Raw genomic sequence first — 26,065 nt, 5'->3', positions numbered from 1 at the left:
TTGAGATGAAAAAAATTGGTATTCTAGGGGGAACCTTTGACCCGCCGCATAACGGCCATCTATTGATTGCCAATGAGGTGTGTGCCGCCCTTGAACTTGATGAGATTTGGTTGATGCCGAACCGGGAGCCGCCGCATAAACAGAAATCGGGACTTGTGAAAAATGAAGACCGGCTAAACATGCTGAAATTAGCAACCCAAGATAATTCGGCCTTTAAAATTCAGCCGATTGAATTGCAACGGGAAGGTCCTTCCTATACCTTTGATACCATGAAAATGATAAATGAGAAATATTCTGAGCATCAATTTTTCTTTATTATCGGGGCTGACATGATTGAATATTTACCGAAATGGCATAAAATTGACGAGCTGATTAAGTTGGTTCAATTTGTAGGGGTAGAACGTCCAAACTATAGTCATCAAAGTGACTTCCCCATTCAATATGTTGATGTGCCCGCCTTCGACGTATCATCAAGCATGATTCGAGACAGGCTTAAAACGGGGAAGACAGTGCGGTATCTGTTACCGGATTCCGTTATAGAGTATATTGAGGAGAAGCAATTATATGGAACGTGAAACAGCATTACAGCTTGTAAAACCGCAATTGACTGAGCATCGCTACCAGCATACCTTAGGGGTTATGGAAACAGCAATTATGTTAGCCAAGCAATATGGAGCAGATGTAAAGAAGGCAGAATTAGCAGCGATTTTTCACGATTATGCAAAATTTCGCCCTAAAGAGGAAATGAGGGAAATTATTCTGAGTCAAGGGTTTCCAGCTGACCTGCTTGATTACAATGCCGAGCTTTGGCATGCGCCAGCAGGTGCCTATTTAGCAGAGACCGAAGCGGGAATTACCGACCCTGAAATACTTACAGCCATCAGGTACCATACTTCCGGTAGGACGGGAATGTCGCTCCTCGAGAAGATCATCTACCTTGCCGACTATATTGAACCAGGACGTCATTTTCCCGGGGTTGAAGAAGTAAGGGAAATGGCTAAGGGAAGTTTGGACCGGGCTTTGATTAAATCGGTACAAAATACGATTTTGTTTTTAATAAAAAAAAATCAAACAGTCTATCCAGAGACGTTCCATACGTATAATGACTTAATCCGAAATGGAAGGATTGATTAAATGGATAATCAAAACTTATTAAAAATGGCCGTCAAAGCGGCAGACGATAAACGAGCAGAAGACATCTTGGCGCTTAACATGAAGGGAATTTCTTTAATCGCCGATTATTTTGTCATTTGTCACGGGAACTCGGATAAGCAGGTTCAGGCAATTGCTCGAGAAGTCCGTGAAAAAGCGCAAGAGAATGGCTTCGATGTTAAACGAATGGAAGGGTTTGATGAGGCGAGATGGGTATTGATCGATCTCGGGGATGTTGTTGTTCATGTGTTCCATCGTGAAGAACGGAGTTATTACAATTTAGAGCGCCTATGGGGTGATGCACCTCGGGAAGATGTTTTTAGCGGGCTTAATTCATGAGCAGCTACGAGCATGTCGCCTATCTTTACGATGAATTAATGAAGGATGCCCCCTATGAGCAATGGGTTCAATTTGTTAAAGAAACGTTGGAAAAATATCCAATTAACAGTTCTGAAGGGGCCCTTCATCTTTTGGATTTGGCGTGTGGAACAGGAGAACTTTCCACCCGCTTTGCCAAAGAAGGTTTTCGGGTGACGGGTATTGATTTGTCTGGAGATATGCTTGCAGTTGCCCAAGCGAAGGCGGAGGACTTTGGTGTTAAGATCCCGTTTTTTGAGCAGGATATGGCCCAGTTCCAAGCACCGGAGCCATTTGATGTCATCGGTATTTTTTGTGACTCACTCAATTATCTGGAGACCGAACAGGAGGTCCAGGATACATTCCGTCAAGCCTTTCAACATTTAAAGCATGGTGGACTGTTAATCTTTGATGTTCATTCCATCTACAAAATAACTCAGGTCTTTATCAATCAGACATTCTCCTTAAATGAGGACGATATTGCATATATATGGAACAGCTTCCCCGGCGAGGAAGCGGGCAGTGTAGAACATGAGTTAACTTTCTTTGTTTTGGATGAGCAAAGTGGTAAGTATGACCGCTATGATGAATTGCATCTTCAACGGACATTTCCGATTGGGCATTATTCCGATTGGCTGAAAGAATCAGGCTTTGAACTTTTAGAAGTCTGTGGAGATTTCGAACATTGCCCGCCGCAAAACCATTCGGAACGTATCTTTTTTATCGCTAAAAAAAAATAAAGACCATCTTTTGAAAAAAAGATGGTCTTTTTCTATTTTTAGGAGGATTTTGTTGAAAAATAGCGAATTAATGTTTTGAGAGTTGCATATCAATTTCGTCCAAATCTTCTTTGAACTTGGCATGAGTTGCCTGAAACACATGTTCAAATAATTCCCCAAGCTCGTTTTCAAATACTTTTATTCCTTCACCGGTAATGCCGCCTTTTACACATACTTTTTCCTGTAACGACGGAAGGGTGTAATGACCTTGCTTTAATAAGTCACCTAAGCCAACAATCATTTCGCTGGCCAGAATAGTAGCAGATTTTTCATCAATTTCTGTTTCCTTGACAGCGGCTTTAATAAACGCCTGCAGGAGGTAGCTAAAAAAGGCAGGTCCGCAGCTAACTATATCGGAAGCAACCCTCGTAATATTTTCTTCTATGTGAACTGGCACTGACATCTTGGACATTAACCTTTCGAGTTCTGTACGCCAATTGTCCGAGCATTTTCCTCCATAGGTAATTAATGATACCCCGGCTAACGCACGGTTTGTAATGCTTGGAATGACCCGGGCTACGGAGCAGGAAATTTTACTCTCGATTTGATTCGTACTGATAGGACTGGTGATCGAAACAAGACATTTGTTTTGTGTTAAGTATGGATTAATTTGGTCAATAATCTTAAACACGTCAAGCGGTTTTACGCACACAAATAGTAAATCGGATTGAGCCGCAACTTCCACTGCATTTGCCCCAACCCTGATTTCGTTATATTTATCTTTTAACACCATCGCTTTTCCAATTGTTCGATTTGTAATCATCATACATGATGGAGAAACAGCCTTACCTTCAATGAATGCTTCCACCAAAATTCTTCCCATATTACCGGTACCGATGATACCTATCTTCATGATTCTACCCTCCCTCACATCCCGGTTTCTTTTATAACAATATGAATCCCGTAAGTAAAATATACCATTTGAAAGGATGAGCACTTTGAAAGACTGGATTTTGGAACACAAGTTTTATGTTGTCGCCGCTGTGTTAGCGGCAATTGGCGGTTATTATTTTTACAGTCAGGAGTCTTTTAATCCCTCGGCTAGACAGCCTGTCATTGAACAGCAGCTGCAAAGGACCGAGGAAAAAGAAATAACGAATGAAGAACCAGCAACCACCCAAAAAGAGGAAAGGATGATGGTTGATATTAAAGGGCAAGTCAAAATGCCGGGGGTTTATCAGGCCAATGAGGGGGAACGCATTATTGACCTAATCAGCAGGGCCGGTGGCTTAACAGAACTTGCTGACCAAACTGGAGTAAATTTTGCACAGCATGTAGAGGATGCGATGGTGATTTACATCCCGGCGGTGGGGGAAAAAGGAGCGCCGTTGTCAGGTACAAACGAAAGCCAGCCTATTTCGTCTGGTGGAGTGAGTCAAAATCAAGGAAAAATAAACCTTAACAAAGCGGATGAGACAGAGTTGCAAAACCTGCCGGGAATAGGTCCAGCAAAGGCTGCTGCGATTATCGAATATCGTTCAACAAGTGGTCCGTTTAATGCGGTAGAAGATTTAAAGAATGTGAGCGGCATTGGTGATAAAACTTTCGAAAAGTTAAAAGATCTGGTTTCGGTAAAATAATTTCATCATTGACCAGATGGACATGCCACATTAAACTAAACAGAAAGAACCTGCAAGGGAGAGCTGAACGATATGAATCGAATTTCTTGGGATCAATATTTTATGGCCCAGAGCCATTTGCTTGCACTGAGAAGTACTTGTACGCGCCTTACAGTCGGTGCTACTATCGTAAGGGATAAACGAATTATTGCGGGAGGTTATAATGGTTCTATTGCCGGAGGGGACCATTGTATTGATAAAGGCTGCTATGTGATTGACCATCATTGTGTGCGAACCATTCATGCTGAAATGAATGCCCTTTTGCAATGTGCCAAATTTGGTGTTCCAACCGACGGGTCGGAAATTTACGTTACCCATTTTCCGTGCCTGCAATGCTGTAAGGCGCTTATTCAAGCCGGAATCAAGACTGTTTATTATGCTGAGGATTATAAAAATCATCCCTATGCCCTCGAATTGTTTCAACAAGCAAATGTTAAGGTAGAAAAAGTTGAATTGACCCAACCCGTAATTGATTTTCGAAAAATTAACCACTAAAAGCGGCGCCGGTTACATGACCGGCGCAATTTATAAAATCTGCAAATGGAGAAAAGACGATGATCGGAAAATATGTTTATTTTGCCGTTGCCGCCCTGTTGGCTGTATCAGCTGCTCTAATCAAGTTTTTCCCGTTTTTCTTATTGATTATTCTTTATTTTTATGGATTATATAAATACAAAAGCTTCACAAAAAAACAGTTGGAAGTTCTCATGATTATGATTATTAGTTTCTACGCTATCGGGTATCAAGCGGACATAAATAATCAAAGTGTTATTCCGAAAAACTCCACTTCATTTACGTTACAGTACAGCCAAGACCCCAAAATCGACGGCGATTTGCTGCAAATCGTGGCAACAGAGAAAACGTATAACGAAAAACTCCTTATCCGCTACAAAATCAAATCCCAGCAAGAACAAACCGCGTTAATAGCCCATTCCTTTTATGGCAGTACCTGTCGAGTGTCAGGCACCATGGAACTGCCGAGTTTCGCAAAAAATCCAAATGGCTTTGATTATCGGCGTTATTTAAAAATAAAGGAAATCTATTGGGTCATAGAAAGTGACAGAAATCCTTTAGAAAATTGTCTGCAAGTTCCAAAGAAAGACCCGGTCATTATGTTGAAGCAGCTTCGTCTGGAGGGCATCCGCTATTTGGAAAATAACTTTCCGCAGGAAATTGCTTCCTTGTCGGCTGCGTTAATTTTCGGGGACCGGAGCATGATTGACCCGCTTGTGCTGGGGGATTACCAGGAAACTGGCATTGTCCATTTACTAGCGATTTCAGGTCTTCATGTTTCATTATTAATCGCGATGGTTTTCTATTTAGGAATCCGCTGTGGGTTAACAAGGCAGTTCATGACTAATTTTTTGCTTCTGCTGTTGCCGGCTTACGTTATTTTGACTGGTGGTTCCCCCTCTGTTGTTCGCGCAGCTCTCATGATTTTCTTTGTGTTATTAACGGATAAGTTGCAAGGGAGGTTCAAACTATTGCCGATTGATGGTATAAGTTTTGCCTTTTTGCTCTGTCTGTTGTTTAATCCGTTATTGATATTTGATATAGGCTTCCAACTATCCTTTGCTGTTAGTATTGCGATCATTTTATCAGTTTCGCATCTCCTTAAAAATTATCAAAAAGTAGCCGCAATGCTTGCGGTGTCAGTCACAGCACAGCTGGCAGCATGGCCTTTTCTGCTTTATCACTTTTTCGAACTCTCGTTAATCGGCATTTTGGCAAACCTGATATATATTCCACTGTTTTCATTTGTCTACCTCCCCGGGTTGTACCTATTATTTTTCTTTCAACTTTTATTTGGGAGTACCCCAATCATTTTAATCACCATTTTCGAAACAATAATTACTATTTTTAATAAGCTTATTGGCGCTATCGCTAATTTGGATTTTGGCGCCTTCGTCCCAGGGAGACCCAATATGCTTCTGCTTGTCAGCTATATCATTCTTATTTTTATGATTTTTTTCTTTTGGGAAGTTTCGAAGGGAAAGAAGCAGCTGCTGATCTTAACGTTTTGTCTGTTCTTGATACAACCTGGCTGGAACTGGTTCTATCCTTTTGGGGAAGTGACAATGATTGATGTCGGGCAGGGGGATAGCATTTTGATTGAGCTTCCACATAGGAAGGGGACATATTTGATCGACACCGGCGGGACGCTTAGCTTCAATACCGAGCAATGGAAGAGGCGGGCCAAGCCATTTGAGGTTGGAAGGGATGTGGTGGTTCCGTTTTTAAAAGGGAAAGGTATCACCAAAATTGATAAGCTTATACTTACCCATGGAGATATGGATCATATCGGGGGTGCTCTTGCTGTTTTACAAGAAATCAAGGTAAATGAAATTCTGCTGCCGTCTGTGGCAGACAAGTCAGAAATGGAAAAGGCCATTATTAATGAAGCTAACTTGAAAGGAATCTCAGTAGTTTTTGTCTCTGAAGGGATTAATTGGAAAGATGATGGAACTGACTGGCACATTCTCGCTCCAGAAGAAGATTATGCCGGGGAACGCAACGGTGGATCGATTGCTTTGGTCGCTAAGATTGGAGGCCTTCGGTGGTTTTTTGGCGGCGATTTGGACCAGTCAGGTGAGGAGAGGATTGTAAAAGAATACCGAAATTTAACCGTAGATGTGTTAAAAGCAGGCCACCATGGCAGCAGAACATCAAGTGCTCCCTCCTTCATTCAACAATTGAGTCCAGCAATTGTGTTAATATCTGCCGGAGAGAATAATCGATTTGGGCATCCCCATCAAGAGGTTTTAAACCTTCTAAAAAAAGAGGAGGCAATCATTTATCGAAGTGATATACAGGGGGCGATAACATACAGATTTAATCGCGAGGGAGGAACCTTTATTCCTTATCTGCCATAGTATATAGGGAATGAAAAAAGACTGCCAAATGTGAGGCAGTCTCCCTGAGTAAACATATGTAGCCAATCATTAAGAACCAATAAGCTTAATAACTGTTGCAATTATAAACATAGTAGCAAAAAAACCAAAAGAAACGACAAATCCAACCCCTGAATCAATTGCATCGTTCCGCTTACTTTGCAAATTCTTTTCAAATTCGTTCACAGTCTACCCCTCCTATTTCACAATATAGTATAAGCTATTCTTTTGAAAAAATCCAGCACACCTTTAATGGTGCATTTCCTATACTGACAAGTGTTGTCAAAATAGTTTGACCGTCTGGCGGCTAAAATAAGTTTACAGATGATTCCCGCCTGAAAATATGAGTCCCTAGGCTGATATGACAGGCGTTTATTATAGATCGGGAATTGGCAATTTGACGGAAGTTGTCAATTCCCTTTTACATTTTTTAGCTAATAAGAAATTATAAAATTCCCCCCAATTTTATAATTTCTTAACGCATAAATTCAACTACGCCTCTGTCTTCGTCCTATCGGACTCACCAATCAGCGAGTTTACATTTATAACTTGTCAAATGTCCCAAGCTTCATTACGATAGTAAAGAGTGAAGTAAAGGGGAGCGCTACATAATGTTAATGGAAATAAGGCGAAAAATAAACCAAAAAAATATTGCGCCGATTTATTTATTATATGGTACGGAAGCTTTTTTAATCAATGAAACTAAGCAGTTAATCCTTGATTCAGTACTAAAAGAGGACGAGCTGGATTTTAATTTCTCTGCATACGATTTAGAGGAAACACCAATTGAAGCAGCCATCGAAGATGCGGAAACCTTTCCATTTTTGGGTGAAAGAAAAGTGATTTTTATTCATAATCCGGTTTTTTTAACAGCTGAAAAAACGAAAGCGAAGGTGGAACATAATCTATCAAGGTTTGAAGCCTATATAAAGGAACCTGCACCCTATACGGTTTTTGTTGTCTCGGCTCCATATGAGAAACTGGATGAACGGAAGAAAATCGTGAAGGAATTAAAACGGCAGGCCGAAGTGGTCGAGGCAAAAAAATTAACCGAACCTGAACTGAAAACTTGGATAAGAGACCGGGCGAAAACTAACGCCATTGACATCGATCCTGCCGCTATCGAGCAACTGCTGGCCCTTGTCGGAACCAACCTGTTTATGATTTCAAGTGAACTGGAAAAGTTGGCTTTATATGCAGCCGATGAAAGACGTATTGATGTTGAATTAGTGGAAAGTTTGGTTGCCAGATCGTTAGAACAAAACATATTTTCCCTGATTGAGAAAGTTGTCCAACGAAAGCTTGATGAGGCTTTGCGGATTTATTATGATTTATTAAAGCAAAATGAAGAACCGATTAAGATTTTGGCACTGCTGGCCGGACAATTCAGGCTTATTTATCAGGTTAAGGAGTTATCGAGACGAGGCTATGGCCAGCAGCAGGCGGCCGGTTTGCTTAAAACCCATCCGTTTCGTGTTAAACTGGCACTTGGTCAGGCGACAAAATTTACCGATGAGGAACTATCGTCGATCATGAATTTCCTCGCAGAAGCGGATTATCAAATGAAAACAGGCGGAATGAATAAATCATTGCTGATTGAAATGCTCTTGTTTCGCTTAAATAAATAATTTAAAGAAACGTCAAAATGTCGAGAAAGGGTATTTTTCTCGGCTATTTTTTATTATCAGAATCCATGTAAATTGTCTGGTTTATTCCGCTCTCTGCTATGCTGCATTTGATATATTTTTCCTCTGAATAGTCATGAAAGGCAGCCATATAACATGTTTAAATGGATTTATTCATCAGACACGTCTTTGGATGTGATTTAATAACCCTTTTTATTGAAATTTTCCCTCAGGCACGTCATTGGATGTGATTTAATAACCCGTTTGATTGAAATTTTCCCTAAGGCACGTCATTGGATGTGATTTAATAACCTGTTTAATTGGATTACATTCCTCAGAAGCGTCATTAAAGGTGGTTTCATAACCCGTTTGAATGGATTTATTCATCCGACACGTCATTAAAGGTGGTTTCATAACCCGTTTGATTGGATATTTTCCTCAGAAGCGTCATTAAAGGTGGTTTCATAACCCGTTTGATTGGATATTTTCCTCAGAAGCGTCATTAAAGGTGGTTTCATAACCCGTTTGAATGGATTTATTCATCCGACACGTCATTAAAGGTGATTTCATAACCCGTTTGATTGGATATTTTCCTCAGAGGCGTCATTAAAGGTGATTTCATAACCCGTTTGAATGGATTTATTCATCAGACACGTCTTTAAAGGTGATTTCATAACCCGTTTGATTGGATATTTTCCTCAGGCACGTTATGAAAGGCGGTCTTACAACGAGTCTGAATAAATTATTCCGTCATACATGTCGTTAGATGTTTTCTACCCTTTTTAGTGATTGGTTGTGTAGAGGCTACCTAATACTCTAACCCTGTTGATTTTCGCGGAAGGCTCGAACACTACTGAGGGACTACGGTGCCTGGGAGACCCCACAGGCGCTTGCGCCGAGGTCGCTCCCAGGCACGCCATCGGAAAGCGAATTGCCTCCTCCTAAAAGCTATCGCTTTTAGTCGTGCGGTGCTTATCTCCGAAGTTTTCCTTTTGGAGCGCAAATCAATGGACTTATGGAATAGTAATGGTTCATAAAAAACAAGCAAAAAAAACTGCCGAATTATTCGGCAGCCTGTAAAAAAACGATTCCTGAGAGTAGGAATCGTTTTTTAATTATAGGGCGTTAATTTTTTTCATTAGGCGAGCTTTTTTACGAGCAGCAGCATTTTTGTGGATAAGACCTTTTGCAGCAGCCTTGTCCAAACTGCTTGCAGCAGTTGCATAAGCTTCCTTAGCAGTAGCAGTATCGTTAAGAGTAACTGCAGCTTCAGCTTTTTTAACAGCAGTACGCATTGCAGATTTCGCCATTGTATTTTGAGCATTACGAGCTTCGCTAGTTTTTACACGCTTAATAGCAGATTTAATGTTAGGCATTACTTTCACCTCCTGTAAAGAATCGGAACCCGAGACTATATGACTCGACTTAACAATCATTCACAATTTAATTGCAACAAGAGATATTTTATCAAACAGAACCCCAGATTGCAATACATTATTAAGGTTACTTATTTTCAGCTGCATTATTTAAGGGAAAACGGGAAAAAATAGGAAATAGTTTCTATTTTTCATAGGAGTGATAAATGATGAATGAATCGATCGATTTAAGTATGTACTCTGTCAGAACCGACTTAGCGATTGAAGCAAGAGAAATGGTGTTGCAACAGTCAGTTGAGCAGGAAGAAAATCTATCTCAGATTGAAGGCGTCATCATAAAAGAAAAAGATGTTGATGATATAAAAATATCCCTGGTGGAAGTGACCAAACAGGGGGAACAACAGTTAGGGAAAAAAGCAGGCAGGTATTTAACTCTCGAGGTACAGGGGATTCGTCAGCAGAATACTGATATCCAGCAAAAGGTTCAAGAGGTGTTTGCCCGAGAATTTGCCCACTTTATCGAAGGAGCAGGTGTTAAAAAGACTGCTTCCTGTCTAGTAGTTGGCCTTGGTAATTGGAATGTCACCCCTGATGCCCTTGGGCCGATGGTTTGTGAGAATTTGCTCGTCACCCGGCATCTGTTTGAGCTCCAGCCCGAAAATGTTGAGGAAGGCTATCGTCCTGTCAGTGCGCTCTCTCCAGGAGTGATGGGATTGACGGGTATTGAAACAAGCGACATTATCTTTGGCGTGGTAGAAAAAACAAAACCCGATTTTGTCATTGCAATCGATGCGCTGGCATCCCGCTCTATTGAACGGGTAAACTCAACCATCCAAATATCTGATACCGGTATCCATCCAGGTTCAGGGGTCGGCAATAAACGAAAAGAATTAAGTAAGGATACATTAGGGGTGCCGGTTTTTGCTATTGGTGTCCCGACAGTTGTCGATGCTGTTTCGATAACTAGTGATACGATTGATTTCATTTTAAAGCATTTTGGCAAGGAAATGCGGGAAGGGAATCGGCCGTCCCGAGCGCTGGCTCCTGCAGGGATGACTTTTGGTGAACGACGGAAACTTACTGAAGAGGATTTGCCCGAAGAAAAGCACCGTAAAACTTTTCTAGGTATTGTCGGAACGCTGCCTGATGATGAGAAAAGGAAGTTGATTCAGGAGGTGCTGTCCCCGCTTGGCCACAATCTAATGGTCACCCCAAAAGAAGTAGATGTGTTCATTGAAGATATGGCGAATCTAATTGCCAATGGGCTCAACGCCTCACTTCACAGCTCAATTAATCAGGATAACGCAGGCTTCTATACACGATAAAATGGATGGGGGTCTATTATTTCGATAATAGACCCGATATAGAAAATGGTTCTACCAATTCTAGTAACATCATATGATTTACTAGAATCTTGTTTGCGAGGTGGAACCATGAAAACAAAAACATCTGGAACTTTTATAATGGTCCAGGGAACTACAGTTATTAAGCTATTGGCAGCTATTTTTATATTCATGCTCTCTATTTTTTCAATCAGTGGACTATTAACTTCATTAAAGCCCCAATATAGACTATCATCCACATCTGTTAACCAGGCAGCAACAAAGGTAAATGGGGAGCTTCTGTATCAAGTGATGGGCTGGGAGAATCATCATTTCTTAAGGGCTGAGCCCGATTTTAGGTTTCCGACCCTAACAAATTTAATTTTTAAGTTGTCTAGTAATATTAATTTGGATGACCCTCGCAGTCTACTTGGCAGGGAGCTTCCAGGGTTTTATCAGTTTGACGGGAAAATACTTGTTGCCGGTGAAGGAACGAACTATACCAATATGCCGATTGAATCTTCTCCTCCACTCGAAATAATGCTTGCGGAGCGTGAGGCTGCCTTGCAGAATTTGGAGGGTTTGGATAATCCGACAAATGACAATCCTTCACCTACACCTAATCAAACAACCGGAGACCGAGAAGTTCTCTATGTTTACTTTACGCATAATCGGGAATCCTATTTACCATACTTGAAGGGTGTCTCAAACCCAAATCTGGCCTATCATTCACAAATTAACGTTACTAAAATTGGTGACCAATTAAAGGCAAGTCTTGAACAAAGAGGCATTGGAACACATTTGGATAAAACTGATGTACAAGGGAACTTAAACAAAAAAGGATTATCTTATACTAAATCGTATCAGGAATCACGCGAAGTGGTTCAAGCGGCGATGACGTCAAATCGTGAATTGCAATATTTTATCGATGTTCATAGGGACTCTAAGAGAAAAAAGGATACAACCATTTCCATTAACGGACAAAACTATGCAAAGCTTGCATTTGTTATTGGCGGTAAAAACCCAAATTATGAAAAAAACGCAAAACTGGCACAAGAATTACACAAGTTACTAGAGAAAAAATATAAGGGGTTAAGCAGGGGTGTAATGGTGAAGCCTTCAGGAAATGCAGTTTATAACCAAAATCTCTCGGAGAATGCCATTCTAATTGAATTTGGCGGTGTGGATAATACGTTTGAGGAATTGAATCGCTCGGCAGATGCGCTTGCTGATGTATTCAGTGAATTCTATTGGCAGGCAGAAAAGGTAAACCAGGACGTAGAGGAATCAACAAATAAACAATAAAAGTAAGGTGCATTCCGATGAAGATGTTTATGCTAAAGAGCTTTGTAATCGCGTCAATCATGTTTATCTCCGTTCTAACCGGAATGGAACTGGCTAATAATGGCATTCATAAAATGAAGGGGTATGATGACCCAAACTTTCAAAATGCCATGTCTATCAATGAAACGGGACCGGAACTAAATGCGACTTTCTTGGGGAAAGACATTACCAGTCATGATATTGAGGCGAAGAAGAAGAAGTTGGAGGAAATTAGTGCCTATAATTTCTTTTCATCGATGGGGAAAAAGATGTCTGAGGGGCTGACCACTGCTTCGGAGAAATTGATAGAGTTAGTAACTCAATAACAAAGGCGGTGCCAATCGGTGCCGTCATTTTTTTGTTTTCATTGAATCTTGTTTTTCCTGCTGATATAATCAAAAATAGTCTGAAGTGCGTGTGTCATATAGTAGGAGTGAACGACATGAATAGAGAAGAACGAATGAAACGGCAATCGAAGATTAGAAACTTTTCGATTATTGCCCATATTGACCATGGAAAATCGACATTGGCTGACCGGATTCTGGAGAAAACCAATGCATTATCATCACGCGAAATGAAAGATCAGCTCCTCGATTCAATGGACTTGGAACGGGAACGCGGCATTACGATAAAGTTAAATGCTGTCCAATTAAGTTATAAAGCTAAGGACGGAGAGGAATATACCTTTCATTTGATTGATACACCAGGACACGTCGATTTTACCTATGAGGTATCACGGAGCCTTGCCGCTTGTGAAGGTGCAGTATTGGTTGTCGACGCAGCGCAGGGGATTGAGGCGCAAACGTTGGCAAACGTTTATCTTGCGCTTGATAACGATCTTGAAATTTTACCTGTTATCAATAAGATTGACCTGCCAAGTGCTGATCCTGAGCGGGTCCGAAATGAAATTGAAGATGTTATCGGTCTTGATGCTTCTGAAGCAGTTTTGGCCTCGGCGAAAGCGGGAATCGGGATTGAAGAAATCCTTGAGCAAGTTGTCGAGAAAGTGCCTGCTCCACAAGGGAATCCTGAAGCACCATTAAAAGCGCTGATTTTTGACTCGTTATATGATGCTTACCGTGGTGTGGTTGCATACATCCGCGTTGTTGAAGGCACAGTTAAAGCTGGCGATAAAATTAAGATGATGGCGACAGGCGCAGAATTTGAAGTTACCGAGGTCGGAGTATTTACGCCGAAAGCCACCCTTCGCGAGGAATTATCCGTCGGCGACGTTGGCTTTTTGACAGCAGCAATTAAAAATGTCGGGGATACCCGAGTGGGTGATACCATTACCAATGCGAAAAATGGAGCTTTAGTGCCGCTGCCAGGTTACCGAAAGTTAAACCCAATGGTATATTGCGGTCTATATCCGATTGATACAGCAAGATTTAATGACCTGCGTGAAGCACTTGAAAAGCTGCAATTGAATGATTCCGCGCTGCAGTTTGAACCGGAGACATCCCAAGCCTTAGGCTTTGGTTTTCGCTGCGGATTCTTAGGTCTCCTTCATATGGAAATTATTCAGGAGCGGATTGAGCGTGAATTCAAAATAGATCTCATTACCACCGCACCTAGTGTTATCTATCATGTTCATATGACTGATGGGACACAAATTAATGTGGACAATCCGTCAAATATGCCAGACCCGCAAAAAATTGACCGGGTTGAAGAACCCTATGTCAAGGCAACGATGATGTCTCCGAATGAATATGTTGGAGCAATTATGGAGATTTGCCAACAAAAGCGCGGTATTTTCATTGATATGCAGTACTTGGATGAAAATCGTGTCAGCATCATTTATGAAATCCCATTGGCGGAAATCGTCTATGATTTCTTTGATCAATTGAAATCAAGTACAAGAGGCTATGCTTCATTTGATTACGAACTGATCGGTTATAAACCATCAAAACTGGTTAAGATGGATATTTTATTGAATGCAGAAAAAGTGGACGCATTAAGCTTCATTGTCCACAGAGATTTTGCCTATGAACGTGGAAAAGTCATCGTTGAAAAACTAAAGGAATTGATTCCAAGGCAGCAATTTGAGGTTCCGATTCAGGCTACCATTGGAACAAAAATAGTGGCACGGTCTTCAATAAAAGCGATGCGTAAAAACGTATTGGCAAAATGTTACGGCGGTGACATTTCTCGTAAGCGCAAACTGCTCGAGAAGCAAAAAGAAGGTAAAAAGCGGATGAAACAAGTCGGTTCCGTTGAGGTGCCGCAAGAAGCTTTCATGGCCGTGTTAAAAATGGATGATAATAATACAAAAAAACAGTAACAGGACAGGAGGTTAGGAGATGCTGAAATACTGGCGGATCCTGCCTCTTTTTGTTAACAAATAAAAGCAGGTGTAAAGAATGATTAAAGCGGCATATCTTCATATTCCATTCTGTGAACATATTTGCCATTATTGCGATTTTAATAAGGTATTTTTAAAAGGACAGCCTGTTGAGGAGTATTTGCAGGCATTAGACCAAGAAATTCAAATGACGCTGCAGCAATTTCCAACAACCGAATTGGATACGATTTTTGTTGGCGGAGGGACCCCTACATCCCTAGATGAAGGACAACTTTACCGGTTTTGTGATAGTATAAATCGCCATTTAAAGCAATCCGTAAATGTAGAATTTACGTTTGAAGCAAACCCAGGTGATTTATCAATGGAAAAATTACAGATATTAAAAGAGGCTGGAGTCAACCGTCTCAGCCTCGGTGTTCAAACCTTTAATGATAAATTGTTAGAGAAAATCGGCCGCGTCCACCGGGCAAAGGATGTATTTAAGACAATTGATTCAGCAAAAGCTGTTGGCTTCGAGAATATCAGTATCGACCTTATCTATAGTTTGCCAACACAATCATTGGAAGATTTTAAACAAACGTTAACAACTGCCTTTTCGTTGGAAATACCTCATTATTCGGCGTATTCATTGATTATTGAACCGAAAACGGTTTTTTATAACTTGATGACAAAAGGGAAGCTCCCGTTACCAGGGGAGGATATCGAGGCGCAAATGTATGAACTTGTGATGGAAGAGATGGAGAAGCATGGCTTCCATCAATATGAAATCAGCAATTTTTCAATCCCCGGTTATGAAAGCAGGCATAATCTGACGTATTGGAATAACGAGCATTATTATGGATTTGGTGCTGGGGCTCATAGTTACCTAAATGGAATCAGACGCTCTAACATTGGTCCGGTAAAAAAGTATATTGACGCGGTTTCCGCTGGTGAATTACCTGTCCTAGAAGACAATCGGGTATCAATTTCGGAACAAATGGAAGAGGAAATGTTCCTGGGATTACGAAAGAGTGACGGAGTATCCATTGAGAGATTCATAAAAAAATTTACTACAGATCCACGTGAAATCTTTGAAAATGAAATAAATCATTTAATCAATACCGGGCTGCTTATCATGCAGGGAGGCCGAATATATATGACAAAAAGGGGCCGACTTTTGGGGAACGAAGTTTTTCAGTCATTTTTAGGGGTATCTAATTGACACCATCCCCCCTTATTTGATAATTTATTAGTATAATTAGCACTCGTTAATAGTGAGTGCTAACAGAGGTGATGAACGTTGTTAACAGATCGTCAATTGTTAATTCTTCAGGTTATTGTTGATGACTTTATTCGATCTGCACAACCGGTCGGCTCTAGAAGCTTGTCGAAAAAAGAGGAAATATCTTTTAGCTCGGCAACTATTCGAAATGAAATGGCCGATTTGGAAGAAATGGGGTTTATTGAAAAAACACATACCTCCTCAGGGCGTGTTCCGTCGGAAAAAGGGTATCGATATTACGTCGACCATTTGATTTCGCCTCAAGCTTTAAATAAGCAGGACATTTCGATTATTCAATCGATTTTTGCTGAAAGGATATTTGAATTTGAGAAAATCATTCAGCGGTCTGCGAAAATTTTATCAGAGCTAACAAATTACACATCCATTGTTCTAGGACCTGCTGTTTCTGTCAATAAGCTGAAAAAAATTCAGATTATCCCTTTGAATAAGGAAGCGGCAGTTGCCATTTTAGTAACGGATACTGGGCATGTTGAAAATCGGAGCGTTTCCTTGCCGGTTTCGATGGACGCTAGTGATTTGGAAAAAACGGTTAACATCCTTAACGATCGTCTAGCTGGTGCACCGCTTAATGAACTGCATGATAAAATATATAAAGAAGTAGCAATGCTGCTTAAACAGCATATCCATAACTATGATTACCTGCTGCACAATATTGCCGATACTTTTAAAATGCCGATAACGGAGAAACTTTTCTTTGCAGGGAAGACCAATATGCTAAGCCTTCCGGAATTTCATGATATTGATAAGGTCCGAGACCTTTTCATGATGATCGACCAGGAAGAATGGATTTTAAACTTAATCAGAAGTAAATCGGCAGGTATCAACGTAAAGATTGGCAGCGAAAATAATAATAGCATTATGGAAAACTGCAGTTTGATTACCGCGACCTATTCGGCTGGTGTTGAGAAGCTTGGAACCATTGCGATTTTAGGCCCAACAAGAATGGAGTATTCGCGGGTAATCAGTTTATTGCAATTGTTAAGCAGGGATTTAACATCGGTTCTAACCAGGTTGTATCATTTAAAATAGAGCTGGTCATATTGAATAAGGGTGAAATTTTCAGATTTCGCCCCTATTCCCGTGAATGAAAATTGCCTGAATAATAATTGTTCCTTTAAGGGAGGTGAGTAAGTTGACGAACGAAAAAAACTCCGCAGTCAATACTGAGGCAGAAGAATTGCAAAACAATGAAAATGGTGAACTTACCGAGGAAAAAGCAGCAGCTGAAGGTATATCCATTGAACAGGGTATCGATGAAGAGGTAGAACACAGCGATGAGACAGCTGCAGTTATTGAAGAGCTTCAAAAAGAAATTCAATTGTTGCAAGGTAAGCTTGAAGAGGCAGAAAATAAATATTTACGCCTGCATGCCGACTTTGATAATTTACGTCGCCGTACACGTCTAGAACAAGAAGCGGCTGAAAAATATAAAGCGCAAAAATTAGTGACAGAATTGCTGCCAGTCCTTGATAACTTTGAAAGAGCGCTGGTAGTGGAAGCCGACAACGAACAAACAAAGTCATTGCTTCAAGGAATGGATATGGTTTATCGCAGCCTGATCGAAGCATTGAAAAAGGAAGGCGTAGAACCAATCGAAGCAGTAGGCAAGGAATTTGATCCGCAATTTCATCATGCTGTCATGCAAGGCAACGATGAAAACTTTGGTCCTGGAGCAGTAGTCCAGGAATTCCAAAAAGGGTATTTATTAAAGGACCGGGTCATCCGTCCATCAATGGTACAAGTGAATCAATAGGGTTACATATGTTTTAAGGAGGAAATAGGAATGAGCAAAATTATTGGTATTGACCTTGGTACAACCAACTCCTGTGTGGCTGTGCTTGAAGGCGGCGAACCTAAAGTTATTCCAAACCCAGAAGGAAATCGCACCACACCTTCTGTCGTAGCGTTTAAAAATGGTGAACGTCAAGTTGGGGAAGTGGCAAAACGCCAGGCCATTACAAACCCAAATACAATCATCTCGATTAAGCGCCATATGGGAACAACCCATAAAGAAGAAGTTGAAGGTAAGCAATATACACCGCAAGAACTTTCAGCAATCATCCTGCAATACTTAAAATCTTATGCAGAGGATTATCTGGGAGAACCGGTAACAAAAGCCGTTATTACGGTACCAGCTTACTTTAATGATGCAGAACGTCAGGCGACAAAGGATGCGGGAAGAATTGCCGGACTTGAAGTAGAACGAATCATTAACGAGCCAACAGCTGCAGCACTTGCCTACGGCTTAGATAAAACTGACCAAGATCAGACAATCCTTGTTTATGACCTTGGCGGCGGTACATTTGACGTTTCGATTCTTGAGCTTGGAGACGGTGTATTTGAAGTAAAGGCGACTGCCGGTGATAACCGTCTTGGCGGCGACGATTTTGACCAAGTAGTTATTGATTATTTAGTTGATCAATTTAAAAAAGAAAACGGCATTGACCTTTCCCAAGATAAAATGGCTCTTCAACGTTTGAAGGATGCTGCTGAAAAAGCAAAAAAAGACCTTTCAGGAGTAGCTTCAACCCAAGTTTCTCTGCCATTTATTACGGCAGGCCCTGCTGGTCCGCTTCATATGGAAGTAACCTTAACCAGAGCCAAATTTGATGAATTAACAGCCCATCTTGTTGAACGTACAATGGGACCTGTTCGCCAGGCATTGAGCGATGCTGGCATTAGCCCAGCAGAACTTGACAAGGTCATTCTTGTTGGTGGTTCCACTCGAATTCCTGCTGTTCAGGAAGCTATTAAAAAGGCAACTGGTAAAGAACCGCATCGTGGTGTAAACCCTGATGAAGTTGTGGCAATGGGTGCTGCAATTCAAGGCGGCGTCATCACTGGAGACGTTAAGGATGTTGTCCTTCTTGACGTAACTCCTCTCTCACTTGGAATTGAAACAATGGGTGGCGTGTTTACGAAGCTAATCGATCGTAACACAACGATTCCAACATCCAAATCACAAGTGTTCTCAACTGCAGCGGATAACCAAACAGCGGTGGATATTCACGTGCTGCAAGGAGAACGTCCGATGGCTGCCAATAACAAAACACTGGGCCGTTTCCAATTAACCGATATTCCACCGGCACCACGCGGAATTCCGCAAATTGAAGTAACGTTTGATATTGATAAGAACGGTATCGTCAATGTCCGTGCTAAGGACCTGGGAACGAACAAAGAGCAACAAATTACGATTAAATCTTCCACTGGTCTCTCAGATGAAGAGATTCAAAATATGGTCAGAGAAGCAGAAGAAAATGCCGAAGCTGATAAGCAGCGCAAAGAAGAGGTTGAACTTCGCAATGAAGCTGACCAACTCGTCTTCACTACCGAGAAAACTTTAAAAGACCTTGAAGGAAAAGTGGATGCTGCCGAAGTTGCAAAGGCAAACGAAGCGAAGGATGCCTTAAAGCAAGCCATTGAGAGTAACGACCTGAATGAAATCCGCGCTAAAAAGGATGCTTTACAGGAAATCGTTCAAGCCTTAACGGTCAAGCTTTATGAACAAGCTGCGCAACAGTCACAAGCACAGCAAGGCGGTCAAGATGCAGGCGGTTCTGCCAAACCAGACGACAATGTCGTCGATGCAGAATTTGAAGAAGTAAAGGACGATAAGTAAAACTATCCTAGTATAATGGAGTAAATTGTTATTCTAACGAAAAAGTCAAAGTCAAGCTAGCGGCTTTGGCTTTTTTGGCTAATCAGAATTGATTCCATCAATTCTGAACGCATAAATACAACTACGCCTCTGTCTTTGTCCTGACGGACTTTGCCAGTCGGCGAGTTTTTATTTATTGATATACCCTTTCTTGGGTGTTAGAATAATCTTTATGTGAAAGATTCGGGAGTGGGTAATCATGAGCAAACGGGATTACTATGAGGTGCTGGGTGTAAGTAAGAGCGCCTCTAAGGATGAAATAAAAAAGGCTTATCGTAAACTGTCCAAGCAATATCACCCAGATATTAATAAGGAGCCGGATGCGGCGGATAAATTTAAGGAAATAGCGGAAGCATACGAAATATTAAGTGACGACCAGAAAAAGGCGCATTATGACCAATTTGGCCATACCGATCCGAACCAAGGCTTTGGCGGTGGTGGAGCTGATTTTGGCGGCTTCGGCGGTTTCGAGGATATTTTCAACACCTTCTTCGGAGGCGGCGGTTCGCGCCGCAGGGATCCAAACGCACCAAGACAAGGTGCAGACTTGCAATATACGATGACCCTTTCTTTTGAAGAAGCGGCGTTTGGCAAAGAAACCGATATTGAAATTCCACGGGAAGAAACTTGTGAAACTTGTCATGGTTCAGGCGCCAAACCAGGAACAAAATCGGAAACATGTAAGCATTGCCAGGGTTCCGGCCAAGTAAGCGTCGAGCAGAATACACCGTTCGGTCGAATTGTGAACCGCAGAACCTGTCACCACTGTAATGGCACAGGTAAAGAAATTAAAAACAAATGTACGACCTGTGGCGGTGCAGGAAAAGTGAAAAAGCGCAAGAAAATTCATGTGAAAATTCCTGCAGGTATTGATGATGGCCAGCAGCTCCGCATGGCTGGTCAAGGTGAAGCTGGGATTAATGGCGGGCCTGCCGGTGACTTATATGTAGTATTTCATGTCCGTTCACATGAATTTTTTGAAAGAGATGGCGATGACATCTATTGCGAGATGCCATTAACATTTGTTCAAGCGACATTGGGGGATGAAATTGAGGTTCCGACCCTGCACGGGAAAGTGAAACTCAAAATTCCAGCTGGAACACAAACAGGAACAAGATTCCGTCTCAAAGGCAAAGGGGTTCCAAATGTTCGCGGCTATGGTGTTGGCGACCAGCATATCCAAGTGCGGATTATTACACCAACAAAGTTATCTGACAAACAAAAACAGTTGTTGCGTGAATTTGCCGACATCAGTGGGTCTTCACCATTAGGCGAACACGAGGAGAGCTTTTTCTCAAAAGTAAAGCGCGCCTTTAAAGGCGAATAAGGATTGGGGCTGGTAGAATGAAGTGGTCCGAGATTAGTATCCACACTACAAATGAAGCGATTGAACCTATTTCACATATATTACACGAAGCCGGAGCGAGCGGTGTCGTAATAGAAGATCCTTTTGAGTTGACGAAGGAAAGAGAGGATCAATTCGGTGAAATCTATCAACTCAATCCAGACGATTATCCCGTAGAGGGTGTTATCGTTAAGGCCTATCTGCCGGTGAACAGTTTCTTGGGGGAAACCGTGGAAGCTATTAAAGAATCCATTAATAATCTCATTCTTTATGATATTGATGTCGGTTTAAACACGGTAACCATCAGCGAAGTAAACGAAGAAGAATGGGCGACTGCCTGGAAGAAATATTATAATCCGGTAAAAATCTCCGAGCGTTTTACGATCGTACCAACATGGGAAATTTATGAACCTGTCAGCAGTGATGAGTTAATCATTGAATTAGACCCGGGTATGGCATTTGGAACTGGCACTCATCCGACAACAGTCATGTGTATTCAGGCCTTGGAAAGAACGGTAAAATCGGGTGATCAAGTCATTGATGTAGGAACAGGTTCAGGGGTATTGAGCATTGCTGCCGCGATGCTTGGGGCAGAAAAAATTCAGGCATTTGATCTAGATGAGGTTGCGGTAACCCAGGCCAAATTAAATATTAAGTTGAATAAAGTCAACAATGTAGTGACCGTATCCCAGAACAATCTTCTTGATGATGTGGCAGAAGCGTCGGCTGATGTCATAGTCGCCAACATTTTGGCTGAGGTTATCGTGAGATTTACGGATGGTGCGGCACAGGTTATTAAGCCTGGCGGATATTTTATTACCTCCGGAATCATTCAGCAGAAGAAAGATTTGGTCAAAGATGCTTTGATCTCTTCCGGTTTTGATATTGTCGAAACGATCTTAATGGAGGATTGGGTTGCAATTATCTCTAAAAGGGTATAATGTTAGTGACTTGAGGGGATTTATATCCCCTTTTTCTATTTTATATACTTTAAATATAGTAACATCTTTAGTAAAATAAAGCGTAAAACGTTTTTTGAGAGGATGCAATCTAATGCAGCGCTACTTTGTTCATCATCGGGCAACTGAAGGCCGATTTTTCATTGAAGACGACGACAGGCATCATATTGTCAAGGTTATGAGGATGGCAGTTGGTGATGAAATTATTTGCGTTGATACTGATGGAAACCAGGCCATTTGCAGGCTTGAAGAAATTACCGATGAAAGTGTTGTTGCAGAAGTTGTACAATGGAAAGAAGAGAATCCTGAATTACCGATTTTCGTGACAATCGCCAGCGGACTTCCAAAAGGTGACAAGCTAGAATGGATCATTCAAAAAGGAACTGAATTGGGTGCGGGTGAGTTTATCCCGTTCTCAGCGAAGCGGTCGGTGGTAAAATGGGATGAAAAAAAAGCGGTGAAAAAAATAGAGAGATGGCAAAAAATTGCCAAGGAAGCCGCAGAACAATCACATCGGACGAAAGTTCCCGATGTAAAGGCTCCAATAAGTTTTAAACAGCTACTTGCATCAGGCAAGGAATATGATTATAGATTGGCAGCATTTGAAGAGGAAAGCAGGAACGGAGAAGCTTCCGCTTTTTCTGCTGTCTTAAAGCAAATGAAGCCTGGAGAATCACTTTTGCTTGTGTTTGGCCCTGAAGGCGGTTTGGCCGACGAAGAGGTTCAGCAATTAACGAATCATGGCTTTACGATATGCGGACTGGGTCCGCGCATTTTAAGAACGGAAACGGCACCGTTGTACACACTCGCTGCCATTTCCTATCATTTTGAATTACTGAGGTGAGAAAACAATGCCAACAGTTGCGTTTCATACATTAGGCTGTAAGGTAAACCACTATGAAACTGAAGCCATCTGGCAGTTGTTTAAGCAAGAGGGCTACGAACGGGTGGATTTTGAATCCATTTCCGATGTTTATGTGATTAATACTTGTACCGTTACGAATACGGGCGATAAGAAAAGCCGTCAGGTAATCAGACGTGCCGTACGAAAAAATCCGGATGCGGTTATTTGCGTAACCGGCTGTTATGCACAGACATCGCCTGCAGAGATTATGGCCATTCCAGGTGTTGATGTGGTTGTCGGAACACAGGATCGGATCAAGATGCTGGAATACATTGAACAATATAAGAATGAGCGACAACCCATTAATGGTGTCGGCAATATTATGAAAAACCGGGTTTATGAGGAATTGGATGTTCCTTCTTTTACTGACAGAACCCGTGCCTCACTAAAAATCCAAGAGGGTTGTAACAACTTCTGTACTTTTTGTATTATCCCATGGGCTCGCGGCTTAATGAGGTCAAGAGATCCAAAGGAGGTCATCCGCCAAGCTCAGCAATTGGTTGATGCCGGCTATAAGGAGATCGTCTTGACTGGTATTCATACAGGCGGCTACGGCGAAGATATGAAGGATTATAATCTTGCGATGCTGCTTCGTGAGTTGGAAGCAGAAGTGAAGGGGTTAGAGCGTCTGCGGATTTCCTCTATTGAGGCAAGCCAAATCAGTGATGAAGTCATTGAGGTTATCAAGAATTCTAATATTGTAGTTCGTCATCTCCATATTCCGATTCAATCTGGTTCAAATACGGTTTTAAAAAGAATGCGCCGCAAATATACAATGGAGTTTTTCGCTGAGCGCCTTGAGCGCCTGAAGGAAGTACTTCCAGGCCTTGCGGTTACTTCGGATGTTATTGTTGGCTTCCCGGGTGAAACCGAGGAAGAATTCATGGAGACATACAATTTTATTAAAGAGCACAAGTTCTCCGAGCTTCATGTGTTTCCTTACTCGAAGCGGACAGGTACACCTGCAGCAAGGATGGAGGACCAAGTGGACGAAGAAGTCAAAAATGAGCGCGTCCATCGGTTAATTACTCTTTCAGACCAATTAGCCAAGGAATATGCTTCACAATTTGAAGGAGAAGTCCTTGAGGTGATTCCAGAAGAGGAATATAAAGAAGAACCAAATTCTGGCCTTTATATGGGTTATACTGACAATTACCTAAAGGTTATCCTCCCGGCAACTGAAGACATGATTGGGAAAATTGTCAAAGTGAAAATTACAAAAGCCGGCTATCCTTACAATGAGGGGCAATTCGTTCGTCTTGTAGAGGATACAGAAGCAGTTAAACAAGTAGTTTTTTCTAAAGAAGAAGCAGCGATATAATAATAAGGGTGGCTCGTTTAATTAACGGGTCACCCTTTATTTTATTATAGGATGTTTCGGCTTGCGGTCGTGGAAAAATAATATCATCTCCCCGAATTTTACGGCGAATGGCAGTACAAGCAATGACGAAACTACATTAAAAATAACGCTGATGTGGGCGAGCTGTACTTCTTTTCGGGCAGCTAACAAATGGCCATTCTCGGTCAGAAACGGAATCAATGGAATAAATACCAAGACGCCAAAGACATTCAGCCAAACATGTGCATAGGCGGCTAGTCTGGATTCTTTTCCGCCGCCGATGGCAGCAATCAATGCTGTTATGCAAGTCCCAATATTTGCACCGAAAACAATGGCAATTCCTGCATCAAGCTGCAGCAATCCGGCTGCCAAAAATCCCATCGTAATCCCCGTCATGGCGGTGCTGGATTGAATAATGGAGGTAATAATTGTTCCCGTTAACAGACTTAATACTATATTGTCATTGATTGAAACGATAAAATTCCTAATCATATGCATGGATGTTAACGGTTGGGCAAGCATTTCGAATCCCTTCATAGCTGTAAATACAGATGCTATACCAAACAACAGCATTCCGATACTTCGGGATTTTTTATTGGGAAATAAAATTAACATCGCCCCAAGGATGGCAATAGGAACAAGAACTGCATCGATGTTAAAGGTAATTAATTCGGTTTTAAAGGTGGTTCCTATATTGGTGCCAAGGATAATACCTATTGATTGAGGAAAGGTCATAATTCTCGCAGAAATAAGCCCGATCGTAATGACCATTACCGCCGAACTGCTTTGCAAAAGTGCTGTAATGAAGGTTCCAGTCAGCATCCCTTTCAAGGGGGTGCTGGTTAGTTTAATTAGCCATGTTTTCAATTTATTGGCGGATAAATTGAATAATCCGAACCTGATAATTGTCATACCAAACAGAAATAATAAAATGCAAAGAAGAAATAATAATATGTACAGCATTGTCAAGCCTCCCCTTCATTCATTGTATGGGCGGGAAAGATTGGACATGCCAGTTTTAAATAAAATTTAGCTTAATTATGCATAAAAAATTGATTTCCTTGTTCCATGAATGTGAAATACAGTTGACCTTGTATCAAGGTTATATTATAATTGCAAGGTACATGGATTGATGTAAGTGTGTTGTGTTTCGGAGGGAGGGAAAGAGGATGTCTAAAACCGTCGTTCGTAAAAACGAATCGCTTGAAGATGCTCTTCGTCGCTTCAAACGTTCTGTATCAAAAACTGGTACTTTGCAAGAGGCAAGAAAGCGCGAATTCTACGAAAAACCAAGTGTAAAACGTAAGAAAAAGTCTGAAGCAGCTAGAAAACGTAAGTTTTAAGAGGGTGTAATTAATGAGTCTTCTTGAGCGTTTAAATAATGACATGAAACAAGCGATGAAAAACAAGGAAAAAGACAAACTCTCTGTCATTCGGATGATAAAAGCTTCCATGCAGAATGAAGCCATTAAGCTTGGCGTCAAGGAGCTTTCCGAAGCGGACGAGTTAACGGTCCTTTCTCGCGAATTAAAACAACGCAAAGACTCCCTCCATGAGTTTGATAAGGCCGGTCGTCAAGACTTGGTTGAAAAGTTGCGTACAGAATTGACAATTGTTGAACTGTATATGCCGAAACAGCTTTCTGAAGAGGAACTATCAGAAATAGTGAAACAAACGATTGCTGAAGTCGGTGCAACATCAAAAGCGGAAATGGGAAAAGTGATGTCTGCAATTATGCCTAAAGTAAAGGGTAAAGCAGACGGATCACTTGTTAATAAATTTGTACAACAACACCTTTCATAGTATTCTGACACATTAAGACCACAGGCGGA

25 protein-coding genes and 1 pseudogene are annotated in these 26,065 nt (G+C 41.4%); 22 read left to right on the top strand and 4 right to left on the bottom strand.

Translation table 11 applies throughout. The annotated features are described in order from the left end of the window. The first annotated feature begins 5 nt into the window (after window positions 1-5). Genes ACZ43M_RS20485 through ACZ43M_RS20470 form a run of 4 tightly spaced genes read left to right on the top strand, consistent with a single transcriptional unit; the run spans window position 6 to window position 2,249 of the window. A complete protein-coding gene (locus tag ACZ43M_RS20485; RefSeq protein WP_464504354.1) occupies window positions 6-575 on the top strand; it encodes a nicotinate-nucleotide adenylyltransferase in 570 nt (189 codons plus the stop codon). After that, on the top strand, window positions 565-1,134 hold the full coding sequence (gene yqeK / locus ACZ43M_RS20480) for a bis(5'-nucleosyl)-tetraphosphatase (symmetrical) YqeK (RefSeq protein WP_464504353.1): 570 nt from the start codon (window positions 565-567) through the stop codon (window positions 1,132-1,134). Before ACZ43M_RS20485 ends, yqeK begins: the two co-directional genes overlap by 11 nt. Further along, window positions 1,135-1,491: a ribosome silencing factor gene (gene rsfS / locus ACZ43M_RS20475; RefSeq protein WP_464504352.1), complete on the top strand. Its 357-nt coding sequence runs from the start codon at window positions 1,135-1,137 to the stop codon at window positions 1,489-1,491. Next, entirely contained in the window at window positions 1,488-2,249 is a 762-nt protein-coding gene (locus tag ACZ43M_RS20470; RefSeq protein ID WP_464504351.1) for a class I SAM-dependent DNA methyltransferase, read from the top strand. Before rsfS ends, ACZ43M_RS20470 begins: the two co-directional genes overlap by 4 nt. A 67-nt stretch (window positions 2,250-2,316) precedes the next feature. On the opposite strand, the gene comER is transcribed toward ACZ43M_RS20470, so the two are convergent. Further along, the gene (gene comER, locus ACZ43M_RS20465; RefSeq protein ID WP_464504350.1) at window positions 2,317-3,141 is read right to left on the bottom strand and encodes a late competence protein ComER; all 825 of its coding nucleotides are present in this window, start codon (window positions 3,139-3,141) and stop codon (window positions 2,317-2,319) included. Window positions 3,142-3,226: 85 nt separating this feature from the next. Here comER and ACZ43M_RS20460 point away from each other — a divergent pair, with 85 nt between their 5' ends. The 3 genes and pseudogenes from ACZ43M_RS20460 (at window position 3,227) to ACZ43M_RS20450 (ending at window position 6,780) form a co-directional block, all read left to right on the top strand. Then, on the top strand, window positions 3,227-3,868 hold the full coding sequence (locus tag ACZ43M_RS20460) for a helix-hairpin-helix domain-containing protein (RefSeq protein WP_464504349.1): 642 nt from the start codon (window positions 3,227-3,229) through the stop codon (window positions 3,866-3,868). 72 nt (window positions 3,869-3,940) lie between these two features. Further along, window positions 3,941-4,387 (top strand): annotated as a pseudogene (locus ACZ43M_RS20455) (ComE operon protein 2); the annotation flags it as partial. Window positions 4,388-4,461: 74 nt separating this feature from the next. Further along, complete coding sequence (locus ACZ43M_RS20450) at window positions 4,462-6,780, top strand: DNA internalization-related competence protein ComEC/Rec2 (protein ID WP_464504348.1); 2,319 nt, start codon at window positions 4,462-4,464, stop codon at window positions 6,778-6,780. Window positions 6,781-6,849: 69 nt separating this feature from the next. Here the strand turns inward: ACZ43M_RS20450 and ACZ43M_RS20445 are convergent, their stop codons facing one another. Beyond that, complete coding sequence (locus ACZ43M_RS20445; RefSeq protein WP_464504347.1) at window positions 6,850-6,984, bottom strand: YqzM family protein; 135 nt, start codon at window positions 6,982-6,984, stop codon at window positions 6,850-6,852. A gap of 425 nt (window positions 6,985-7,409) precedes the next feature. On the opposite strand from ACZ43M_RS20445, the gene holA reads away from it, so the two are divergent. Next, on the top strand, window positions 7,410-8,426 hold the full coding sequence (gene holA / locus ACZ43M_RS20440) for a DNA polymerase III subunit delta (protein ID WP_464504346.1): 1,017 nt from the start codon (window positions 7,410-7,412) through the stop codon (window positions 8,424-8,426). 1,112 nt (window positions 8,427-9,538) lie between these two features. On the opposite strand, the gene rpsT is transcribed toward holA, so the two are convergent. Further along, window positions 9,539-9,799, bottom strand: a complete 261-nt coding sequence (rpsT, locus tag ACZ43M_RS20435; RefSeq protein ID WP_464504345.1) for a 30S ribosomal protein S20 — start codon at window positions 9,797-9,799, stop codon at window positions 9,539-9,541. A 209-nt stretch (window positions 9,800-10,008) separates the two neighbouring features. Here rpsT and gpr point away from each other — a divergent pair, with 209 nt between their 5' ends. The 12 genes from gpr to mtaB all read left to right on the top strand — a co-directional run bounded on the left by gpr (window position 10,009) and on the right by mtaB (window position 24,215). Continuing rightward, entirely contained in the window at window positions 10,009-11,124 is a 1,116-nt protein-coding gene (gene gpr / locus ACZ43M_RS20430; RefSeq protein ID WP_464508079.1) for a GPR endopeptidase, read from the top strand. Window positions 11,125-11,232: 108 nt separating this feature from the next. Continuing rightward, window positions 11,233-12,426: a stage II sporulation protein P gene (gene spoIIP / locus ACZ43M_RS20425; RefSeq protein ID WP_464504344.1), complete on the top strand. Its 1,194-nt coding sequence runs from the start codon at window positions 11,233-11,235 to the stop codon at window positions 12,424-12,426. Between the two features lie 17 nt (window positions 12,427-12,443). After that, the gene (locus ACZ43M_RS20420; protein ID WP_464504343.1) at window positions 12,444-12,770 is read left to right on the top strand and encodes a DUF3679 domain-containing protein; all 327 of its coding nucleotides are present in this window, start codon (window positions 12,444-12,446) and stop codon (window positions 12,768-12,770) included. Window positions 12,771-12,886: 116 nt separating this feature from the next. Further along, window positions 12,887-14,725, top strand: coding sequence for a translation elongation factor 4 (gene lepA / locus ACZ43M_RS20415; protein ID WP_464504342.1), 1,839 nt, complete (start codon window positions 12,887-12,889; stop codon window positions 14,723-14,725). Window positions 14,726-14,804: 79 nt separating this feature from the next. Next, window positions 14,805-15,947, top strand: a complete 1,143-nt coding sequence (gene hemW / locus ACZ43M_RS20410; protein ID WP_464504341.1) for a radical SAM family heme chaperone HemW — start codon at window positions 14,805-14,807, stop codon at window positions 15,945-15,947. Window positions 15,948-16,025: 78 nt separating this feature from the next. Continuing rightward, the gene (gene hrcA / locus ACZ43M_RS20405; protein ID WP_464504340.1) at window positions 16,026-17,057 is read left to right on the top strand and encodes a heat-inducible transcriptional repressor HrcA; all 1,032 of its coding nucleotides are present in this window, start codon (window positions 16,026-16,028) and stop codon (window positions 17,055-17,057) included. Window positions 17,058-17,160: 103 nt separating this feature from the next. Next, window positions 17,161-17,781 (top strand): nucleotide exchange factor GrpE, encoded by a 621-nt coding sequence (gene grpE, locus ACZ43M_RS20400; RefSeq protein WP_464504339.1) that lies wholly within the window; start codon window positions 17,161-17,163, stop codon window positions 17,779-17,781. Between the two features lie 30 nt (window positions 17,782-17,811). Next, complete coding sequence (dnaK, locus tag ACZ43M_RS20395) at window positions 17,812-19,647, top strand: molecular chaperone DnaK (RefSeq protein ID WP_464504338.1); 1,836 nt, start codon at window positions 17,812-17,814, stop codon at window positions 19,645-19,647. Window positions 19,648-19,885: 238 nt separating this feature from the next. Then, a complete protein-coding gene (gene dnaJ, locus ACZ43M_RS20390) occupies window positions 19,886-21,013 on the top strand; it encodes a molecular chaperone DnaJ (protein ID WP_464504337.1) in 1,128 nt (375 codons plus the stop codon). A gap of 17 nt (window positions 21,014-21,030) precedes the next feature. Further along, complete coding sequence (prmA, locus tag ACZ43M_RS20385) at window positions 21,031-21,972, top strand: 50S ribosomal protein L11 methyltransferase (RefSeq protein ID WP_464504336.1); 942 nt, start codon at window positions 21,031-21,033, stop codon at window positions 21,970-21,972. A gap of 112 nt (window positions 21,973-22,084) precedes the next feature. Continuing rightward, window positions 22,085-22,834 (top strand): 16S rRNA (uracil(1498)-N(3))-methyltransferase, encoded by a 750-nt coding sequence (locus ACZ43M_RS20380; RefSeq protein WP_464504335.1) that lies wholly within the window; start codon window positions 22,085-22,087, stop codon window positions 22,832-22,834. A gap of 7 nt (window positions 22,835-22,841) precedes the next feature. Then, on the top strand, window positions 22,842-24,215 hold the full coding sequence (mtaB, locus tag ACZ43M_RS20375) for a tRNA (N(6)-L-threonylcarbamoyladenosine(37)-C(2))-methylthiotransferase MtaB (RefSeq protein ID WP_464504334.1): 1,374 nt from the start codon (window positions 22,842-22,844) through the stop codon (window positions 24,213-24,215). A gap of 36 nt (window positions 24,216-24,251) precedes the next feature. Here mtaB and ACZ43M_RS20370 read toward each other — a convergent pair whose 3' ends face one another. Beyond that, window positions 24,252-25,196, bottom strand: coding sequence for a Na/Pi symporter (locus ACZ43M_RS20370; protein ID WP_464504333.1), 945 nt, complete (start codon window positions 25,194-25,196; stop codon window positions 24,252-24,254). A 206-nt stretch (window positions 25,197-25,402) separates the two neighbouring features. Here ACZ43M_RS20370 and rpsU point away from each other — a divergent pair, with 206 nt between their 5' ends. Then, window positions 25,403-25,576 carry a 30S ribosomal protein S21 gene (rpsU, locus tag ACZ43M_RS20365; protein WP_003152957.1) on the top strand — a complete coding sequence of 58 codons (174 nt, stop codon included), beginning with the start codon at window positions 25,403-25,405 and terminating at the stop codon, window positions 25,574-25,576. Window positions 25,577-25,589: 13 nt separating this feature from the next. Further along, window positions 25,590-26,036 carry a GatB/YqeY domain-containing protein gene (locus tag ACZ43M_RS20360; RefSeq protein WP_464504332.1) on the top strand — a complete coding sequence of 149 codons (447 nt, stop codon included), beginning with the start codon at window positions 25,590-25,592 and terminating at the stop codon, window positions 26,034-26,036. The last annotated feature ends 29 nt before the right edge of the window (window positions 26,037-26,065 follow it).

The organism is Neobacillus sp. B24 (genome assembly GCF_055381825.1).
The sequence above is the reverse complement of the archived record's forward strand: the minus strand, read 5'-3'. Positions and strand labels throughout refer to the sequence as shown.